Consider the following 14,366-nt stretch of genomic DNA (forward strand, 5'->3'; position numbering starts at 1 on the left):
CTCACTGACGGCGAATCAGGCGTTACCGACCAATTTCATCCGCGCTGCCTGTGTGAAGTCAAGCATGCGCTTGAGCGGCCGAATCGCTTGCGGGATCAAGGCAGGATCGACAAAGATCTCGTTAGTCCCCTCCTTCAAGCTCTTCAGCGTGCGCTCAAGGGTATTCATCGCCATCCACGGGCAATGTGCGCAACTACGGCAGGCTGCGCCGTTACCGGCCGTTGGCGCTTCGATGAAGACCTTGTCCGGGCACAGCTGCTGCATCTTGTAGAAGATGCCGCGATCAGTGGCGACGATAAAGGTCTTGTTCGGCAGGCTCTGCGCTGCCGCAATCAACTGACTGGTGGAGCCGACGGCATCCGCCAACTCGATCACCGACGTCGGCGACTCCGGGTGCACCAGAATCGCTGCGTCCGGGTACAGCGCCTTCATGTCTTCGAGCTGCTTGGACTTGAACTCTTCGTGAACGATACAGGCACCGTCCCACAGCAGCATGTCCGCGCCAGTCTGGCGCTGGATGTAGGTGCCCAAGTGTTTGTCCGGGGCCCAGATGATGGTTTCGCCGTTATCCATCAGGCTTTCGACGATCTCCAGCGCGCAGCTTGAAGTCACCACCCAATCCGCCCGGGCTTTGACCGCCGCCGACGTGTTGGCATACACCACCACGGTACGTTCCGGGTGCTGATCACAGAACGCCGAGAACTCGTCCACCGGACAACCCAGGTCCAGCGAGCAGGTCGCTTCCAGGGTCGGCATCAGGATGCGTTTTTCCGGGTTGAGGATTTTGGCGGTCTCACCCATGAACTTCACACCGGCGACCACCACGGTCTTGGCCGGGTGAGCATTGCCGAAGCGGGCCATCTCCAGCGAGTCGGAGACACAGCCTCCGGTTTCTTCGGCCAGGGCCTGAATAACCGGATCGCAATAGAAGTGAGCAACCAGCACCGCATCCTGAGCCTTGAGCTCGGCAGCGATGGCGGCACGGTAATAGGCCTCCTCCTCGGCAGTCAGCGGCTTGGGCTGCTTGGCGTCGAGGTGGGCTTGAACCAGAAGGCGTTCGGAAATCTGCGTCATGTTCGCAAGACCTGCAGGCGCTTTCGCGCGAAAGTCGAGTATACACCCGGCTCCGGACCCTTCAGGGTACCGCCGGGAGAGTGAGTATCATCAGGCACGGACAACGTTGAAGCTGCGCAAGGCTACAGAATATCCATCGGAGACAAAAGACCATTTCGAGCTGATTCCGATACCCGACAAGCTGCTGCCCGATATTCACGAGATGAGAGATTTGCCAGCACGGACAGGTGCCATGGCAGCGGAGGCTTAAAATATCCCCCCCACCTTTCTCTGATGTGCGGATCAGAACAACTTTATGGTGATCCAACCATCGTCTTTGAATTGATTACCCAGCACCTTGACGTCTCCATCCGTTGGCAGCTTGCGGCAAATTACATTTGCGGGAAAATTCCTCTGCTTTTCAAGCGGCACATATTTCTGCCCAGAAAACGCTTTGATTGCAGCTTGAAAATAGTCAACGTTTAACGTCGTATTACCAGGCGAATGGCTCTTCATAGCCTCGGTAATAGCTTCCATTCGCTCAAGTACCGTACGGCACCCATTGGCAACCAGGGGAAAGTTATATTGATAGGAAAATAGCGGCACCGGCATCATCGCAACCGAGTATGGCAACTTGGCGGACAAATCGCTGTCCGGAATGATGACAGACATTGGATCGCTGGACGCCGCTTTATACTCTTCAGCGGAATTGAACTGCAGACCACGAAAATACCTGTATTCCAGCTCGCTAAAATTGAAACCATAAGCCTTGAATGTAAGGTACAAGACACTTGTGCTGACGACAACACAAACCAGCCTTGCGCCTTTTATAGCGTGATACTTAAGAAAATCCAGAAAAATGATTATCCCCACGCCAACCACAAGACTGGATGAGTAATCAATGTAATTCTTATAGGACAGCATCACCCCTGACACAACATGAACATTACAGATAAGAAACAATGACAACATAATAAAAAACTGGGCATACACATGCCGAGTGTCTTTTATGGAATATCGATGGGAAAGAGCCACTTGAATCAAAAGAAGACCCAGTATTACAAGCCCCGAAATCGGCAGCATGGGTACGTGGCGTCTTATATAAGCGCCCGGCATTGCAAGAATAAATGGATCCTTTGACAAAAATAGAAAATCAAAAAATACAAAACCAAAAGAAATAGCCAGGTAGCCCGCTACGCCAGCGATTCCGACACGCCATAAATTCAGTTCTTGATTAAATAGCCGTGAGTGGGACAGGATAAAACCACAGACCAGAAAATACGCATAGGATATGCCAACATAAAAATACAGCAACGGCAAGAAAAAAAACAAACAAAGCAAGCGCTTCGTTTTTAGAAATGCAGCAATACCCAGCACAACAAAAAAATAGGACAACTGTGGCTCCGGCGTTCTCAACGCCGATTGATAATATTCCCAGCCATAACCAAAAACGCCGTACTCTCTGGTTAAATGGGCTATCAGTGGATTGCCGAAATTAAAGAGAATGGGAGAGAACAAAATAAGGGTGGCATATATTAATGCGCGCCCATAGTCGACTTTCAACCTATGAAGAACAAACACAAGCAGCAAAAACGTAGCAGGCGTTAAAAGACAATCAAAGAGAACGTTGATTTGTCCTCCACTGAGCCCCAGAAGCTGGAGGGTGTATACGATAGCTCCGGAAGCCCAGTAACCAGGCACCGTCAGCGACCCCAACGCTCCCTGGAAGCTGAGATAAGTTTCTTCATCCCAGGCGTTCACATATATAAAATTTACAGACTCAAAGTAGGCATACATCATCGGAAAAGCGTAAGACAAATAAGCCAAGATTATAAAAATCAGCTTCAGAGCCAAACTGCCTGGTATTTTTTCTGATGCCTGCTTTAGCGTTGCAAAAAACATAATCCCAAAATCCTTGCCAGGAAAGCAAACTTGAATGCGCCTATTCCTGAGGTATTGACCTCAATGCACTACTTTCTTATGCAATAGGTGCCATGACCGGCGTCCGACACCTATTAAATGATCGCGCAGTATTCACTGTAGAGATGATCAACCAATAGCTCGCGCCAAAACCTCCACCACTTTATTTTGCTGCTCGGGCGTCAATCCGACCCACAGCGGCAAACGCAACAAACACTCCGACAGCCTGTTGGTGACGTCCATGGAACCATGAACTCTTCCGTAACGCTCACCCGCCGGTGACGAATGAAGAGGCACATAATGAAAAACAGCATTTATATCGTTGCGCTTCAGTTCTTCCAGAACAGATTGCCGATCGACATCGGGCGGCAGCAGCACGTAATACATGTGCGCATTATGTTGACAATCATCAGGGACGATAGGGCGACGCAACAACCCTTTTTGCTCGAGAGGTGCAAGGGCAGCATGATAATAGTCCCAAACCGCCAAACGTCGATCGGTGATGCTATTAGCCTCCTCAAGTTGTGCCCAAAGAAAGGCGGCGATCAACTCTCCAGGCAAAAACGAAGAACCTACCTCTTGCCAGGTATATTTATCTACCTGACCACGAAAGAAACGACTGCGATCAGTACCTTTCTCACGAATGATTTCTGCGCGTAACGACAATTGCGGTTCATTTACTAGAAGCGCACCGCCCTCACCTGAAATGACATTCTTTGTTTCGTGAAAACTAAAAGCACCAAGATCACCGATACTTCCGAGCGCGCGTCCTTTATAAGCAGACATCACACCCTGAGCCGCGTCCTCTACTACCTTGAGCCCATGTTTGCGAGCGATATGCATGATCGTGTCCATCTCACAGGCCACTCCCGCATAATGAACAGGAGCAATCGCCTTGGTACGTGGAGTAATCGCCGCTTCAATCAGCGTCTCATCCAGATTCAAGGTGTCTTTACGAATATCCACAAATACCGGAATAGCACCACGCAGTACAAAGGCATTGGCGGTCGATACGAAAGTGTAAGACGGTAGAATGACTTCGTCGCCAGGTTGTATATCCAGCAACAATGCAGCCATTTCAAGCGCGGCGGTGCAGGAATGGGTTAGAAGCGCAGTGTTACAACCTGTACTGTCTTCAATCCAGCGGTGACAACGTTTGGTGAAAGAGCCATCACCAGCCAGCATATTTCCAAATTTTGCTTCCGCGATGTAGTACAGCTCTTTACCTGTCATGTAGGGACGGTTGAAAAGTATTTTTTCAGTGCTCATGCATGCTCCGTCGATAGATTCACGAGGTGTTTTTTCCGCGCGATGTACAGATATTACAAGGGAAATCGTCGTGAAGGCTGGCATGCCAGCACTCGAGATCATATGACCACTTCTTGCTTGACAGTCATTTGAGCGCATCTATCTTTTCCAGCGTCAATTTCACTTTTTCGCAGTATGTCAGATGAACCAGTGATACTGAATCACTGCACCGAAAATCCCCCACTGTAGGAAAGACGATCCACTCACAGCCTTTTCAAGATGGGAAATTCCGATAGTTCAGTCGCGACTCCACGCCAAACCAGCATCGGCCCTGTAAGGCCACCACCGCCCTCTATCGAGTGGAATGAAGATACCCCCTCCCAACAAGGCGAAGCGACAGCACAGCCGTGACTGCAGGCACCTGGCAGGCTAACCGCAAGCAATGATCTATGCCGGGGTCGAACGAAGTATGAAGCGAGGCACAAGGGCAGAACCTCGTCGCGCACTTTCTTCCGGGCAAAAAAAAATCCGGAAATCCTCACTTGCGTGGGCCTTCCAGACTTTTAAAACTGCTACAAAAATGGTGGGTCGTGTGGGATTCGAACCTACGACCAATTGGTTAAAAGCCAACTGCTCTACCAACTGAGCTAACGACCCGCTGTGTGGTGGCGCGTATAATACTGATTTTTAAGGACTATTCAACACCTAATTTGAAATAAATCAAAAATAAGGTGTTGGGTCGCTGATTCCGGCTGCCGCAAAGCCTTCTGCACGCAGACGGCAGCTGTCGCATTTGCCGCATGCGCGGCCATTATCGTCGGCCTGATAGCAGGAAACCGTCAGTCCATAATCAACACCCAGCTTCACGCCTGCCTGGACGATCTGCGCCTTGCTCAGGTTCTGCAGTGGCGCCTGAATACGGAAGCCCAGCCCTTCTACGCCGGCCTTGGTCGCCAGATTGGCCATGCGCTCGAAAGACTCGATGAACTCGGGGCGGCAGTCCGGGTAACCGGAGTAATCCACGGCGTTCACACCAATAAAGATGTCACGCGCGCCCAGCACTTCGGCCCAGCCCAGAGCCAGGGACAGGAACACCGTGTTGCGCGCCGGCACGTAAGTTACCGGGATGCCTTCGCCCGCCACTTCCGGCACATCAATGCTGCTATCGGTCAGTGCCGAACCGCCGATGCCGTTCAGGTTCAGACCGATCACCTTGTGTTCGACCACACCCAGGTCGCGCGCAACACGTTCGGCGGCGTGCAGTTCGGCATGGGAGCGCTGACCGTAGTCGAAGCTCATGGTGTAGCAGCTGTAGCCTTCAGCGCGAGCCATGGCCACAACCGTCGCGGAGTCGAGGCCGCCGGACAGCAGGATGACCGCACGTTTTTCAGCAGTGTTCAGTTGTTCAGTCATTTCAGCGCCCCGGCTCGTCATTCCACAGATATTTATGCAACTGCAATTGCAGACGCACTGGCAGGTTGTCCGCCACCACCCAGTCAGCCAGGTCCCGAGCATTGAGGTCATGGTGACTTGGCGAAAACAGGACTTCACCGGCGCGCTGATCCAGACCGTACTGAATCAGCTTGGACACGGCCCAGTCATAGTCTTCCCGCGAGCAGATGACGAACTTCACCTGATCGTTGCACGTGAGCAGTTCGATGTTCTCGTAGCGGTTGCGATGGGCTTCTTTCGAACCCGGGGTTTTCAGGTCGACGACGCGACTGACCCGTGGATCGACCGCCGAGATATCCAGGGCACCGCTGGTTTCCAGCGAGACCTCGTAACCGGCGTCACACAACTGCTTGAGCAATGGGATGGCGTTGGGTTGTGCCAGCGGCTCGCCGCCGGTGACACAGACGTAACGCGGACGAAAACCGGCCACTTGCTCAAGAATATCGTCGAGCGTGCGAAGGGTGCCGCCAGTGAATGCATAAGCGCTGTCGCAGTATTGGCAACGCAATGGGCAACCGGTCAGCCGCACAAAAACAGTGGGCAGCCCGGCAGTCCGCGTTTCACCCTGCAACGAGTAGAAAACTTCGGTGATTCTCAATGTGTCTTGCATAGTCGCCACGGGCATAACAGCTAAACAGGCTGTCCGCCTCCGTCAGGCACTTCAAGGAACCCCGCCACCGCGCAGATCCCAAAAAGCGTATTTCATAAAAAGGGCGTGAATTCTAACGAAAAAACCCGCGACAAGCGCGGGTTTCTTCAAAACGGGTCAAGCTGCCCTTACATTTTTTGCAGATCACGCTGGGCCAGCTGAGCGGCGGAAGTGCCCGGATATTGGGACACAACCTGTTGCAGAATACCTTTGACCTTGTCGGGATGACCAAGGCGGCGTTCTACATCAGCGAGCTTGTACAACGAATCAGGCACTTTTGGATGCTTGGGGTACAGCTGCGAAACCTTGGCAAAAGCCTGACCTGCACCTTGCAGATCGCCTTTGGCCAGGTTCACTTCGCCCAACCAGTACTGGGCATTGCCCGCGTACTGACTGTTCGGGTACTTGCGCAGGAATGCGGCAAACGCCTGGCTGGCCTTGTCGAAATCCTTGGCTTTGATCAGGTCGAAGGCTGCATCGTAATACAGCTTTTCCTTCGCCGGATCAGCCGGTTCGCTACCCGCGGCAGGTGCCTGAGCGGCTGCCGCTCCTGCGGCTGCGCCCGCTGCTGCACCAGGGGCATTCAAACTGCCACCGGTGGAAGAATTTTCAGGAGTCGCGGCTGGTGCAACGCCGGTTCCTATGCGCCGATCAAGATCCTGATATCGCTCCAGGTTCTCTTGCTTCATGCGCGCTACATCATTTTGCAGAACTTCGATGATGCCTTGTTGGCGCGAGATCTGCTCCTGCATCGATTGCAGTTGGTTGAACAGCTCGCCCTGTGCCGAGACAGGGGCCGAAACCCCTCCCCCGGCATAGGCGCCGTTCGTACCGTAACCCGCAGGCGGATTATTAGTCCCGCTATTGTTATAGCCGGAGTCATTATCGACCACAGGAACCGCAGCCCACACCGCAAGCGGTGCGAGACTGAGAGCCAAAACAGTTACAGCACGACGGCACGTTCGCATGACGAATTACTTACGCAGTTCGACGCGACGGTTTTGAGCCCAGGACTGCTCGTCGTTGCCGGTAGCAACTGGACGCTCTTCGCCGTAGGAAACCAGTTCCAGCTGAGCTGGGGAAACACCTTGCAGTACCAGGTAACGCTGAACGGCTTTCGCACGACGCTCGCCCAGTGCCATGTTGTACTCACGAGTACCACGTTCGTCGGTGTTGCCTTCCAGAACAACGCGAGCGCCGTTTGCTTTCAGGTCTTTGGCGTGAACGTCCAGAGCGCGCATGGCTTCTGGCTTCAGGTCCGAACTGTCGTATTCGAAGTAGAAAGTGGTGATTGCGCGCAGAGCAGCTTCTTCGCTCAGGGAGCCGTCAACTGCACCAGTGTTTGCGCCGTAACCAGCGTTTGGATCTACAGCGCCTTCACCGGCATTGTCGCCGCCTTTGGACGAGCAACCTACAGCTACAGCCATGGCCAGAGCCAGCGCAGCAAATTTACCAAACTTCAGCATTTCCATCGTGAAACTCCTAATGAACCCCAGTGTGTTAAGTACAACGTGTAGCGCCGCGTCAGTTCAGGTAAGGGGACCAGGAAGGTTCTCTGACTTCGCCTTGTGCGGTAGGAAGCGGGAGCCTTACGCGTCCATTAATGGACACGAGCATCAAGACTCCCCGGCCCTGCTGGCGGGTGGCGTAGATTACCATGGTGCCGTTGGGCGCAACAGTAGGCGACTCGTCCAGAGTGCTATCAGTGAGGATTTTTACGCTTCCGCGCTGCAAATCCTGGGCCGCCACCTTGAAATTAGTGAAACCTTCCTGACGATGGATCATCACGAGGGTCTTTTCATCAGCCGAAAGTTTTGGGTTGGCGTTGTAGTTACCGATAAAGGTCACACGTTCCGCACCACCACCGCCTGCGCTGGTTTTGTAGATCTGCGGCTTGCCGCCACGGTCCGAGGTGAAGTAGATGGTCGAACCATCTTTACCCCAGAACGGTTCGGTGTTGATGCCAGGACCGTTAGTGACACGCGTGATCTGACGCGAACCCAGATTCATCACGTAGATGTCCGGGTTGCCATCTTTCGACAGTACGAATGCCAGACGATTGCCATCAGGTGACCATGCTGGCGCGCCATTCAGGCCTTCGAAGTTGGTGATCTGCTCACGGCGACCGGTGTCGATGTTCTGCATGAAGATACGCGGACGCTTCTGCTCGAACGACACATAAGCGATGCGCTTGCCGTCCGGTGCGAAACGCGGCGACAGGATCGGCTCGCGCGATTGCAGCAGAGTCACAGCACGGGCACCGTCATAGTCCGAACGTTGCAGCGTGTAACGAGTGTTCTTCTCGGAGAAACGCTCAGCCGTCACGTACAGCAGACGCGTCGAGAACGCACCTTTGATACCGGTGAGTTTTTCGAACGACTGGTCCGCAATGTAGTGCGACATGTCGCGCAGTTGATCGACGCTGCCCGACACGCTGCCGGTCAGCACTTGCTGCTCGGTGGCGACGTTGAACAGTGCGTACTGGACCTGCAGGCGACCGCCCGCAGGAGCAATGCTGCCGACCATGACGTACTGGGCGCCCAGCGCCTTGAAGTCACGGAAGATGATTTCGCTGGCCTGGCTTGGCTGGCTGATCATGTTCTGTTTAGGAATCGGCGAGTAGTAACCCGAGTTGCGCAGGTCGTTACCGATGATTTCGGCCATGTCGTCCGGCAGAACGCTGCCGCCCTGGTTGCCAAACGGAACGACTGCGATCGGGGTGGCCCGATCACTGCCGCTGGTGACCAGAATGTTTTTTTCATCTGCTGCCGCTATCCCTGCCAGGCAGCAGATAACGACAAGCATTCCTCGAAGAAGGTTTCTCACAAGGCTAGATCCTCAGGTGTGAATGTCATCTTGAATGAACGATACGGAGCGAAATCGCTCGGCTTCATTCCCTGCATTTCTGTCAAACGTCCAATATTCTTCACCGCCGCTACAGCCGAAGCGTCAAACGGACCATCGCCACTGGACTTGGCCACGCTGACCGAAGTCACCGTACCGTCCGGCAACATGCCGATTTGCAACACGACTGTCATGCCTTTGCGGGCCGAAGGTGGACGAGCCCAGCCTTCCGCTGCACGAGCACGGATCAGATCATCGAAACTACCGGCGACTTCGTCACCCTGCTCATCCGCCAAGGCCTGCTGACGCTGCGGCGTGTCGGAAAGCAAATCTGCCAGGGCCTGAGCCTTTTTGTCTTCGGCGGATTTACGTGACGCTTCCTGCGATTTTTTCTTCGCAGCATCGGCAGCAGCTTTCTTCTTCGCGTCTTCGGCGACTTTCTTCTTCGCCTCTTCAGCTTCAGATTTCTTCTTGGCGTCTTCCGCGGCTTTCTTCTTCGCGTCTTCGACGATCTTTTTCTTCGCTTCTTCAGCGGCCGCTTTCTTGGCCTCTTCTTCAGCTGCTTTCTTGGCTTCTTCTTCAGACTTCTTCTTGGCTATATCAGCCAATTGTTTCTCTTCGGCCTTTTTAGCTTCGGCGGTCTTCTTCGCTTCATCGGCTTTCTTGGCTTCATCAGCCTTTTTAGCCTCTTCCGCTTTCTTCGTCTCGTCGGCCTTTTTGGATTCTTCGGCTTTTTGAGCCGAATCTTCCTTCTTTTGTTCCGCGGCTTTGATCGCTTCCTGCTCGATCTTTTTCTGTTCCATCTGTTCGACTTCGGTCTGGCGCGCGGCGGATTTCTTCGCCTCACCCGCAATCTTCTGATTGGTCTGGGTGGTCGCCTGACTTTTCGATTTCAGTTGGTACAGGGTCGCCTGCACGATCGGCTTGGCCGGCGGCAGTTCCGGTGTGAAGGCGAAACTGACGAACAGCATGCCGAAAACCAGCACGTGCAAGACAAGCGCCCAGACACTAGGCCAGAAGTAGCTTTCCGAGGCGGACGGCTCTCGCATTTGCTGCATCAGGGTGCCTCGGTAATCAAGCCAACATTACCGACCCCGGCTTTCTGCAACCCGCCCATGGCGCCCATGACGGAACCGTAGTCGACGGTCTTGTCACCGCGGATGAACACCTGGGTGCGCTTGCCACCTTCAGTGCCGGCGCGAATGATTTTGGTCACGGCGTCGGTCATCTGCGGCAAGGTCATGGCCTTGTCCTGTTGCTTTTCAGTGTCGACTTCGCTGCCAAGGTTCCAGTAGTAGGTCTTGTCAGCCTTGATCGAAATGGTCAGGACCTGGGTGTTATTGTCCTGCGGCAAGGCTTCGCTGGAAACCTTGGGCAGATCAACTTTCACGCCCTGATTGAGCATCGGAGCGGTCACCATAAAAATGACCAGCAGCACCAACATCACGTCGATGTAAGGCACCACGTTCATCTCGGCAACCGGCTTGCGCTTTTTGCGAGCTCGAGCGATTAAAGCCATTGGAAATTACCTGCTTATTCTTCGCTGGTGTGCACTTTGCGGTGCAGGATCGCCTGGAATTCGTCGGCGAAGGTGTAGTAACGGCTCAGCAGGGTTTCGCTGCGAGCAGCAAAACGGTTGTAAGCGATAACGGCCGGGATGGCGGCGAACAGACCGATTGCGGTTGCAATCAGTGCCTCGGCAATACCTGGAGCCACAGTGGCCAGGGTCGCTTGCTGGGCAGTTGCCAGACCACGGAAGGAGTTCATGATCCCCCAGACGGTACCGAACAGACCGATGTACGGGCTGACGGAACCTACGGTGGCGAGGAACGGCAGGCTCTGCTCGAGCTTTTCTTCTTCGCGGGAAATGGCCACGCGCATGGCACGGGCCACGCCTTCCATGACCGCTTCCGGGTCAACGCCTGGCTGCTGGCGCAGACGGGAGAATTCCTTGAAACCTGCACGGAAGATCTGCTCTACGCCCGAATCCGGATCAGGGTTGCTGCCGGCCTGACGGTAGAGTTTGGACAGGTCGATACCCGACCAGAAGCGCTCTTCAAAGCTCTCCAGGGCACGTCGACCGGCGCGCAGCAGATTGCTGCGCTGAAAGATCATGATCCATGAGGTCACCGATGCGGCTACCAGGATCAGCATTACCAGTTGCACCACGATACTGGCATTGCTGACCAGGCTCCACATGGAGGAATGGTCGACGACGTTAGCTTCCACGCTTTATCTCCTGCTTTGAGTGTGTACCCGCGCCGCTCACGTCGGCAAAGGCCGCACGTAGAGCTTCGGGAATGGCCCGGGGTTTCAAACTGTTAGTGCGCACACAGGCCACCAAAAACTGCCCTTCGCAGAGCAGCGCATTATCCGTGGCTCGCCTGACCTGCTGTTTGAAGCGCAGGCTGACACGGTTCAATTCGATTACTTCAGCGCTTACCAGCAGCTCGTCGTCCAGTCGCGCCGGCGCGTGGTAACGCGCTTCGCTGGAATGCACGACGAACAACAGGTCCTCACCTGCAAGCTGGGATTGGGCAAAGCCCAGCTCCCGGAGCCGCTCGGTTCGAGCCCGTTCCATAAACTTGAGGTAATTAACGTAATACACGATGCCGCCCGCATCGGTGTCCTCGTAATAAACGCGACAACGAAGTGCGAAAGGCTCAAGCCCGTTTTGCGCGCGCATACTCTAGTGCTTACTCCTCAGGTTGCCAATCCGGCCAGGCAACTGTTTTTCATTGATTCACGGCTTTGTGGCGAAAGTACGGTCCTAGGACCGCACAAACCCCGAATAAATCAGCGCGCAAAGGTTATTAATCGTCCACGGCATCGAGGAACTCGTCTACCACGGGCATCTCGCCCAATCGTGACGGAATGTTTAAACCGAAGTGCAGATACGCATGCCGGGTCACCACTCGCCCCCGCGGCGTACGCATGATGTAGCCCTGCTGGATCAGGTACGGCTCCAGCACGTCTTCAATGGTGTGGCGCTCTTCACTGATGGCTGCGGCGAGGCTATCGACCCCGACCGGCCCACCGTCGAACTTCTCGATCATGGTCAACAACAGACGTCGATCCTGGTGATCGAAACCACGCTCGTCGACATCTAATAGGTTCAAGGCGAGGTCGGCGATCGGTTTGGTAATGTGGCCCTTGGCGCGTACTTCGGCGAAATCCCGAACCCGGCGCAGCAAGCGGTTGGCGATCCGCGGCGTACCACGGGCACGACGGGCGATTTCGAAGGCGCCTTCCGGGTCCAGCGGCAAGCCGAGGATGTTAGCTGAACGACTGACAATCGTAGCCAGGTCGGCGGTGTTGTAGAACTCCAGGCGCTGGACGATCCCGAAACGGTCGCGTAGCGGATTGGTCAGCATCCCCGCCCGCGTCGTCGCACCGACCAGGGTGAACGGCGGCAGATCAAGCTTGATCGAACGCGCGGCCGGCCCTTCGCCGATCATGATGTCGAGCTGGAAATCTTCCATGGCCGGGTACAGCACTTCTTCGACGATCGGCGAGAGCCGATGGATTTCGTCGATGAACAGCACGTCGTGTGGCTCAAGATTGGTCAGCAGCGCAGCCAGATCACCCGGGCGTTCAAGCACGGGGCCCGAGGTACTCTTGATCGAGACCCCCATTTCCTGGGCGATGATGTTGGCCAAGGTAGTTTTACCCAGACCCGGCGGGCCGAAAATCAGCGTGTGGTCCAGGGATTCATTACGCCCACGGGCAGCCTGGATGAACAACTCCATTTGCTCGCGAACGGTCGGCTGGCCAATGTACTCGGCCAGGCTGACAGGGCGAATCGCCCGGTCCTGGACTTCCTCGCGATCACGAGGGCCCGGTGTGGCGGTAATCAGACGATCAGCTTCAATCACTTAGATCATTCCCTTCAGGGCACGACGAATCATGTCTTCACTGCTCAAACCTTTCTCCTTGATCGCAGAAATCGCCTTGCTGGCTTCCTGCGGCTTGTAGCCCAGGGAGATCAGCGCGCTGACCGCGTCATTTTCGGCGGTGGCGACCGGCGTCGTATCTGGCCCACCCGGCTGGTTTGGCACCAAGGCGAACATCGCCGGCACGGTTTCCCACGCCTTGAAGCGATCCTTGAGCTCCACCAGCAAACGTTCGGCCGTCTTCTTGCCCACGCCTGGCACCTTGGTCAACGCCGAGGTGTCCTGGGATTGTACGCAGCGAACCAGTTCATCGACTTCCAGGCTCGACATCAGAGCCAGGGCCAATTTCGGCCCTACACCATTGAGACGGATCAACTCGCGAAAAAAGTCTCGCTCGCGCTTGCCGAAGAAGCCATAGAGTAACTGCGCGTCTTCGCGTACGACCAAATGGGTGTGCAAGGTCAGCGGTTCACCGACCGACGGCAAGCGATAAAGCGTGGTCATGGGCACTTCCAGCTCATACCCCAGACCGTTTACATCCAGAATCAGGTGCGGCGGCTGTTTCTCAGCCAGTGTGCCGCGCAAGCGTCCAATCACGTTTCAGATCCTTGAGCGTTGGCCAGATCAGTGCTGGCGACTGACAGAACGAGGGTTTTGCGCCGACGACACAGGCGCAAAACCCTCGCTCCATAAAAAATGATTGCTGATGCTATCAGAGACGCAGGCGTCCGCCACGACTGCGTGCCGTACCCAAGCCATGGGGCAACAGGCTGGAGCGGGTATGGGCATGGCAAATGGCAATGGCCAGGGCGTCCGAGGCATCGATTTGCGGCTTGCTGGTCAGTTTCAGCATGTGCATGACCATCATTTGCACCTGCTCTTTATTCGCCGCGCCGGTCCCGGTCACCGCCTGTTTGACCTGGGTCGCCGTGTACTCAGCGATTTCCAGGCTTTCTTCCGCCCCGGCAACGATGGCTGCGCCGCGGGCCTGGCCAAGTTTCAGCGCAGAGTCGGCGTTGCGCGCCATGAAGACCTTTTCGATGCCCATGGTCACCGGGCCGTAGGTCTGGATGACTTCGCGCACGCCGCGATAGACGATTTGCAGGCGTTCATGCAGCTCGCCGGAACCTGTGCGAATGCAGCCCGACGCCACGTAAACGCAACCACGCCCGGTATCACGCACTACGCCATAACCGGTAATGCGCGAACCGGGGTCGATACCAAGAATTAAAGTCATAACGCCTGCGGGTTAAGTAAAAGCACGGTATTCAATACACGAATAACAAATGTGGGAGCGAGCCTGCTCG

At 55.0% G+C, this 14,366-nt stretch carries 15 protein-coding genes and 1 tRNA gene; all 16 read right to left on the reverse strand.

What is annotated here, in order from left to right; all coding sequences use genetic code 11:
* Positions 1–15: 15 nt before the first annotated feature.
* Positions 16–1,074: a quinolinate synthase NadA gene (gene nadA, locus JFU47_RS10945; RefSeq protein WP_201182929.1), complete on the reverse strand. Its 1,059-nt coding sequence runs from the start codon at positions 1,072–1,074 to the stop codon at positions 16–18.
* 282 nt (positions 1,075–1,356) lie between these two features.
* Positions 1,357–2,955, reverse strand: a complete 1,599-nt coding sequence (locus JFU47_RS10950; protein ID WP_201182931.1) for a hypothetical protein — start codon at positions 2,953–2,955, stop codon at positions 1,357–1,359.
* A gap of 147 nt (positions 2,956–3,102) precedes the next feature.
* A complete protein-coding gene (rffA, locus tag JFU47_RS10955) occupies positions 3,103–4,242 on the reverse strand; it encodes a dTDP-4-amino-4,6-dideoxygalactose transaminase (RefSeq protein WP_201182932.1) in 1,140 nt (379 codons plus the stop codon).
* 560 nt (positions 4,243–4,802) lie between these two features.
* Positions 4,803–4,878 (reverse strand) — tRNA-Lys (locus JFU47_RS10960).
* A 63-nt stretch (positions 4,879–4,941) separates the two neighbouring features.
* On the reverse strand, positions 4,942–5,634 hold the full coding sequence (gene queC, locus JFU47_RS10965) for a 7-cyano-7-deazaguanine synthase QueC (protein WP_201182933.1): 693 nt from the start codon (positions 5,632–5,634) through the stop codon (positions 4,942–4,944).
* A 1-nt stretch (position 5,635) separates the two neighbouring features.
* Entirely contained in the window at positions 5,636–6,283 is a 648-nt protein-coding gene (gene queE, locus JFU47_RS10970; protein ID WP_201182934.1) for a 7-carboxy-7-deazaguanine synthase QueE, read from the reverse strand.
* 167 nt (positions 6,284–6,450) lie between these two features.
* Positions 6,451–7,290 carry a tol-pal system protein YbgF gene (gene ybgF, locus JFU47_RS10975; protein WP_140676800.1) on the reverse strand — a complete coding sequence of 280 codons (840 nt, stop codon included), beginning with the start codon at positions 7,288–7,290 and terminating at the stop codon, positions 6,451–6,453.
* 6 nt (positions 7,291–7,296) lie between these two features.
* Positions 7,297–7,794 (reverse strand): peptidoglycan-associated lipoprotein Pal, encoded by a 498-nt coding sequence (gene pal / locus JFU47_RS10980; RefSeq protein ID WP_003178634.1) that lies wholly within the window; start codon positions 7,792–7,794, stop codon positions 7,297–7,299.
* Positions 7,795–7,846: 52 nt separating this feature from the next.
* Complete coding sequence (gene tolB / locus JFU47_RS10985; protein WP_074879460.1) at positions 7,847–9,148, reverse strand: Tol-Pal system beta propeller repeat protein TolB; 1,302 nt, start codon at positions 9,146–9,148, stop codon at positions 7,847–7,849.
* Positions 9,145–10,224, reverse strand: coding sequence for a cell envelope integrity protein TolA (tolA, locus tag JFU47_RS10990; RefSeq protein ID WP_201182935.1), 1,080 nt, complete (start codon positions 10,222–10,224; stop codon positions 9,145–9,147). Before tolA ends, tolB begins: the two co-directional genes overlap by 4 nt.
* On the reverse strand, positions 10,224–10,676 hold the full coding sequence (gene tolR, locus JFU47_RS10995; RefSeq protein WP_161807482.1) for a protein TolR: 453 nt from the start codon (positions 10,674–10,676) through the stop codon (positions 10,224–10,226). Before tolR ends, tolA begins: the two co-directional genes overlap by 1 nt.
* A gap of 23 nt (positions 10,677–10,699) precedes the next feature.
* The gene (gene tolQ / locus JFU47_RS11000) at positions 10,700–11,395 is read right to left on the reverse strand and encodes a protein TolQ (protein WP_046049659.1); all 696 of its coding nucleotides are present in this window, start codon (positions 11,393–11,395) and stop codon (positions 10,700–10,702) included.
* Positions 11,385–11,852, reverse strand: coding sequence for a tol-pal system-associated acyl-CoA thioesterase (gene ybgC / locus JFU47_RS11005; RefSeq protein WP_008147372.1), 468 nt, complete (start codon positions 11,850–11,852; stop codon positions 11,385–11,387). Before ybgC ends, tolQ begins: the two co-directional genes overlap by 11 nt.
* Before the next feature lie 127 nt (positions 11,853–11,979).
* Complete coding sequence (gene ruvB / locus JFU47_RS11010) at positions 11,980–13,041, reverse strand: Holliday junction branch migration DNA helicase RuvB (protein ID WP_046049660.1); 1,062 nt, start codon at positions 13,039–13,041, stop codon at positions 11,980–11,982.
* The gene (gene ruvA, locus JFU47_RS11015) at positions 13,042–13,656 is read right to left on the reverse strand and encodes a Holliday junction branch migration protein RuvA (protein ID WP_046049661.1); all 615 of its coding nucleotides are present in this window, start codon (positions 13,654–13,656) and stop codon (positions 13,042–13,044) included. It abuts the gene before it with no gap.
* Positions 13,657–13,771: 115 nt separating this feature from the next.
* Positions 13,772–14,296 (reverse strand): crossover junction endodeoxyribonuclease RuvC, encoded by a 525-nt coding sequence (ruvC, locus tag JFU47_RS11020; protein WP_008147379.1) that lies wholly within the window; start codon positions 14,294–14,296, stop codon positions 13,772–13,774.
* Between the last annotated feature and the right edge of the window lie 70 nt (positions 14,297–14,366).

It is taken from the genome of Pseudomonas sp. TH39(2020) (assembly GCF_016650715.1).
GTDB classification, from domain to species: domain Bacteria; phylum Pseudomonadota; class Gammaproteobacteria; order Pseudomonadales; family Pseudomonadaceae; genus Aquipseudomonas; species Aquipseudomonas mandelii_C.

Coding starts and splice junctions, on each gene's coding strand:
- nadA (WP_201182929.1), bottom strand. CDS start 1,074: ATGACGCAGATTTCCGAACGCCTTCTGGTTCAAGCCCACCTCGACGCC.
- JFU47_RS10950 (WP_201182931.1), bottom strand. CDS start 2,955: ATGTTTTTTGCAACGCTAAAGCAGGCATCAGAAAAAATACCAGGCAGT.
- rffA (WP_201182932.1), bottom strand. CDS start 4,242: ATGAGCACTGAAAAAATACTTTTCAACCGTCCCTACATGACAGGTAAA.
- queC (WP_201182933.1), bottom strand. CDS start 5,634: ATGACTGAACAACTGAACACTGCTGAAAAACGTGCGGTCATCCTGCTG.
- queE (WP_201182934.1), bottom strand. CDS start 6,283: ATGCAAGACACATTGAGAATCACCGAAGTTTTCTACTCGTTGCAGGGT.
- ybgF (WP_140676800.1), bottom strand. CDS start 7,290: ATGCGAACGTGCCGTCGTGCTGTAACTGTTTTGGCTCTCAGTCTCGCA.
- pal (WP_003178634.1), bottom strand. CDS start 7,794: ATGGAAATGCTGAAGTTTGGTAAATTTGCTGCGCTGGCTCTGGCCATG.
- tolA (WP_201182935.1), bottom strand. CDS start 10,224: ATGCAGCAAATGCGAGAGCCGTCCGCCTCGGAAAGCTACTTCTGGCCT.
- ybgC (WP_008147372.1), bottom strand. CDS start 11,852: ATGCGCGCGCAAAACGGGCTTGAGCCTTTCGCACTTCGTTGTCGCGTT.
- ruvC (WP_008147379.1), bottom strand. CDS start 14,296: ATGACTTTAATTCTTGGTATCGACCCCGGTTCGCGCATTACCGGTTAT.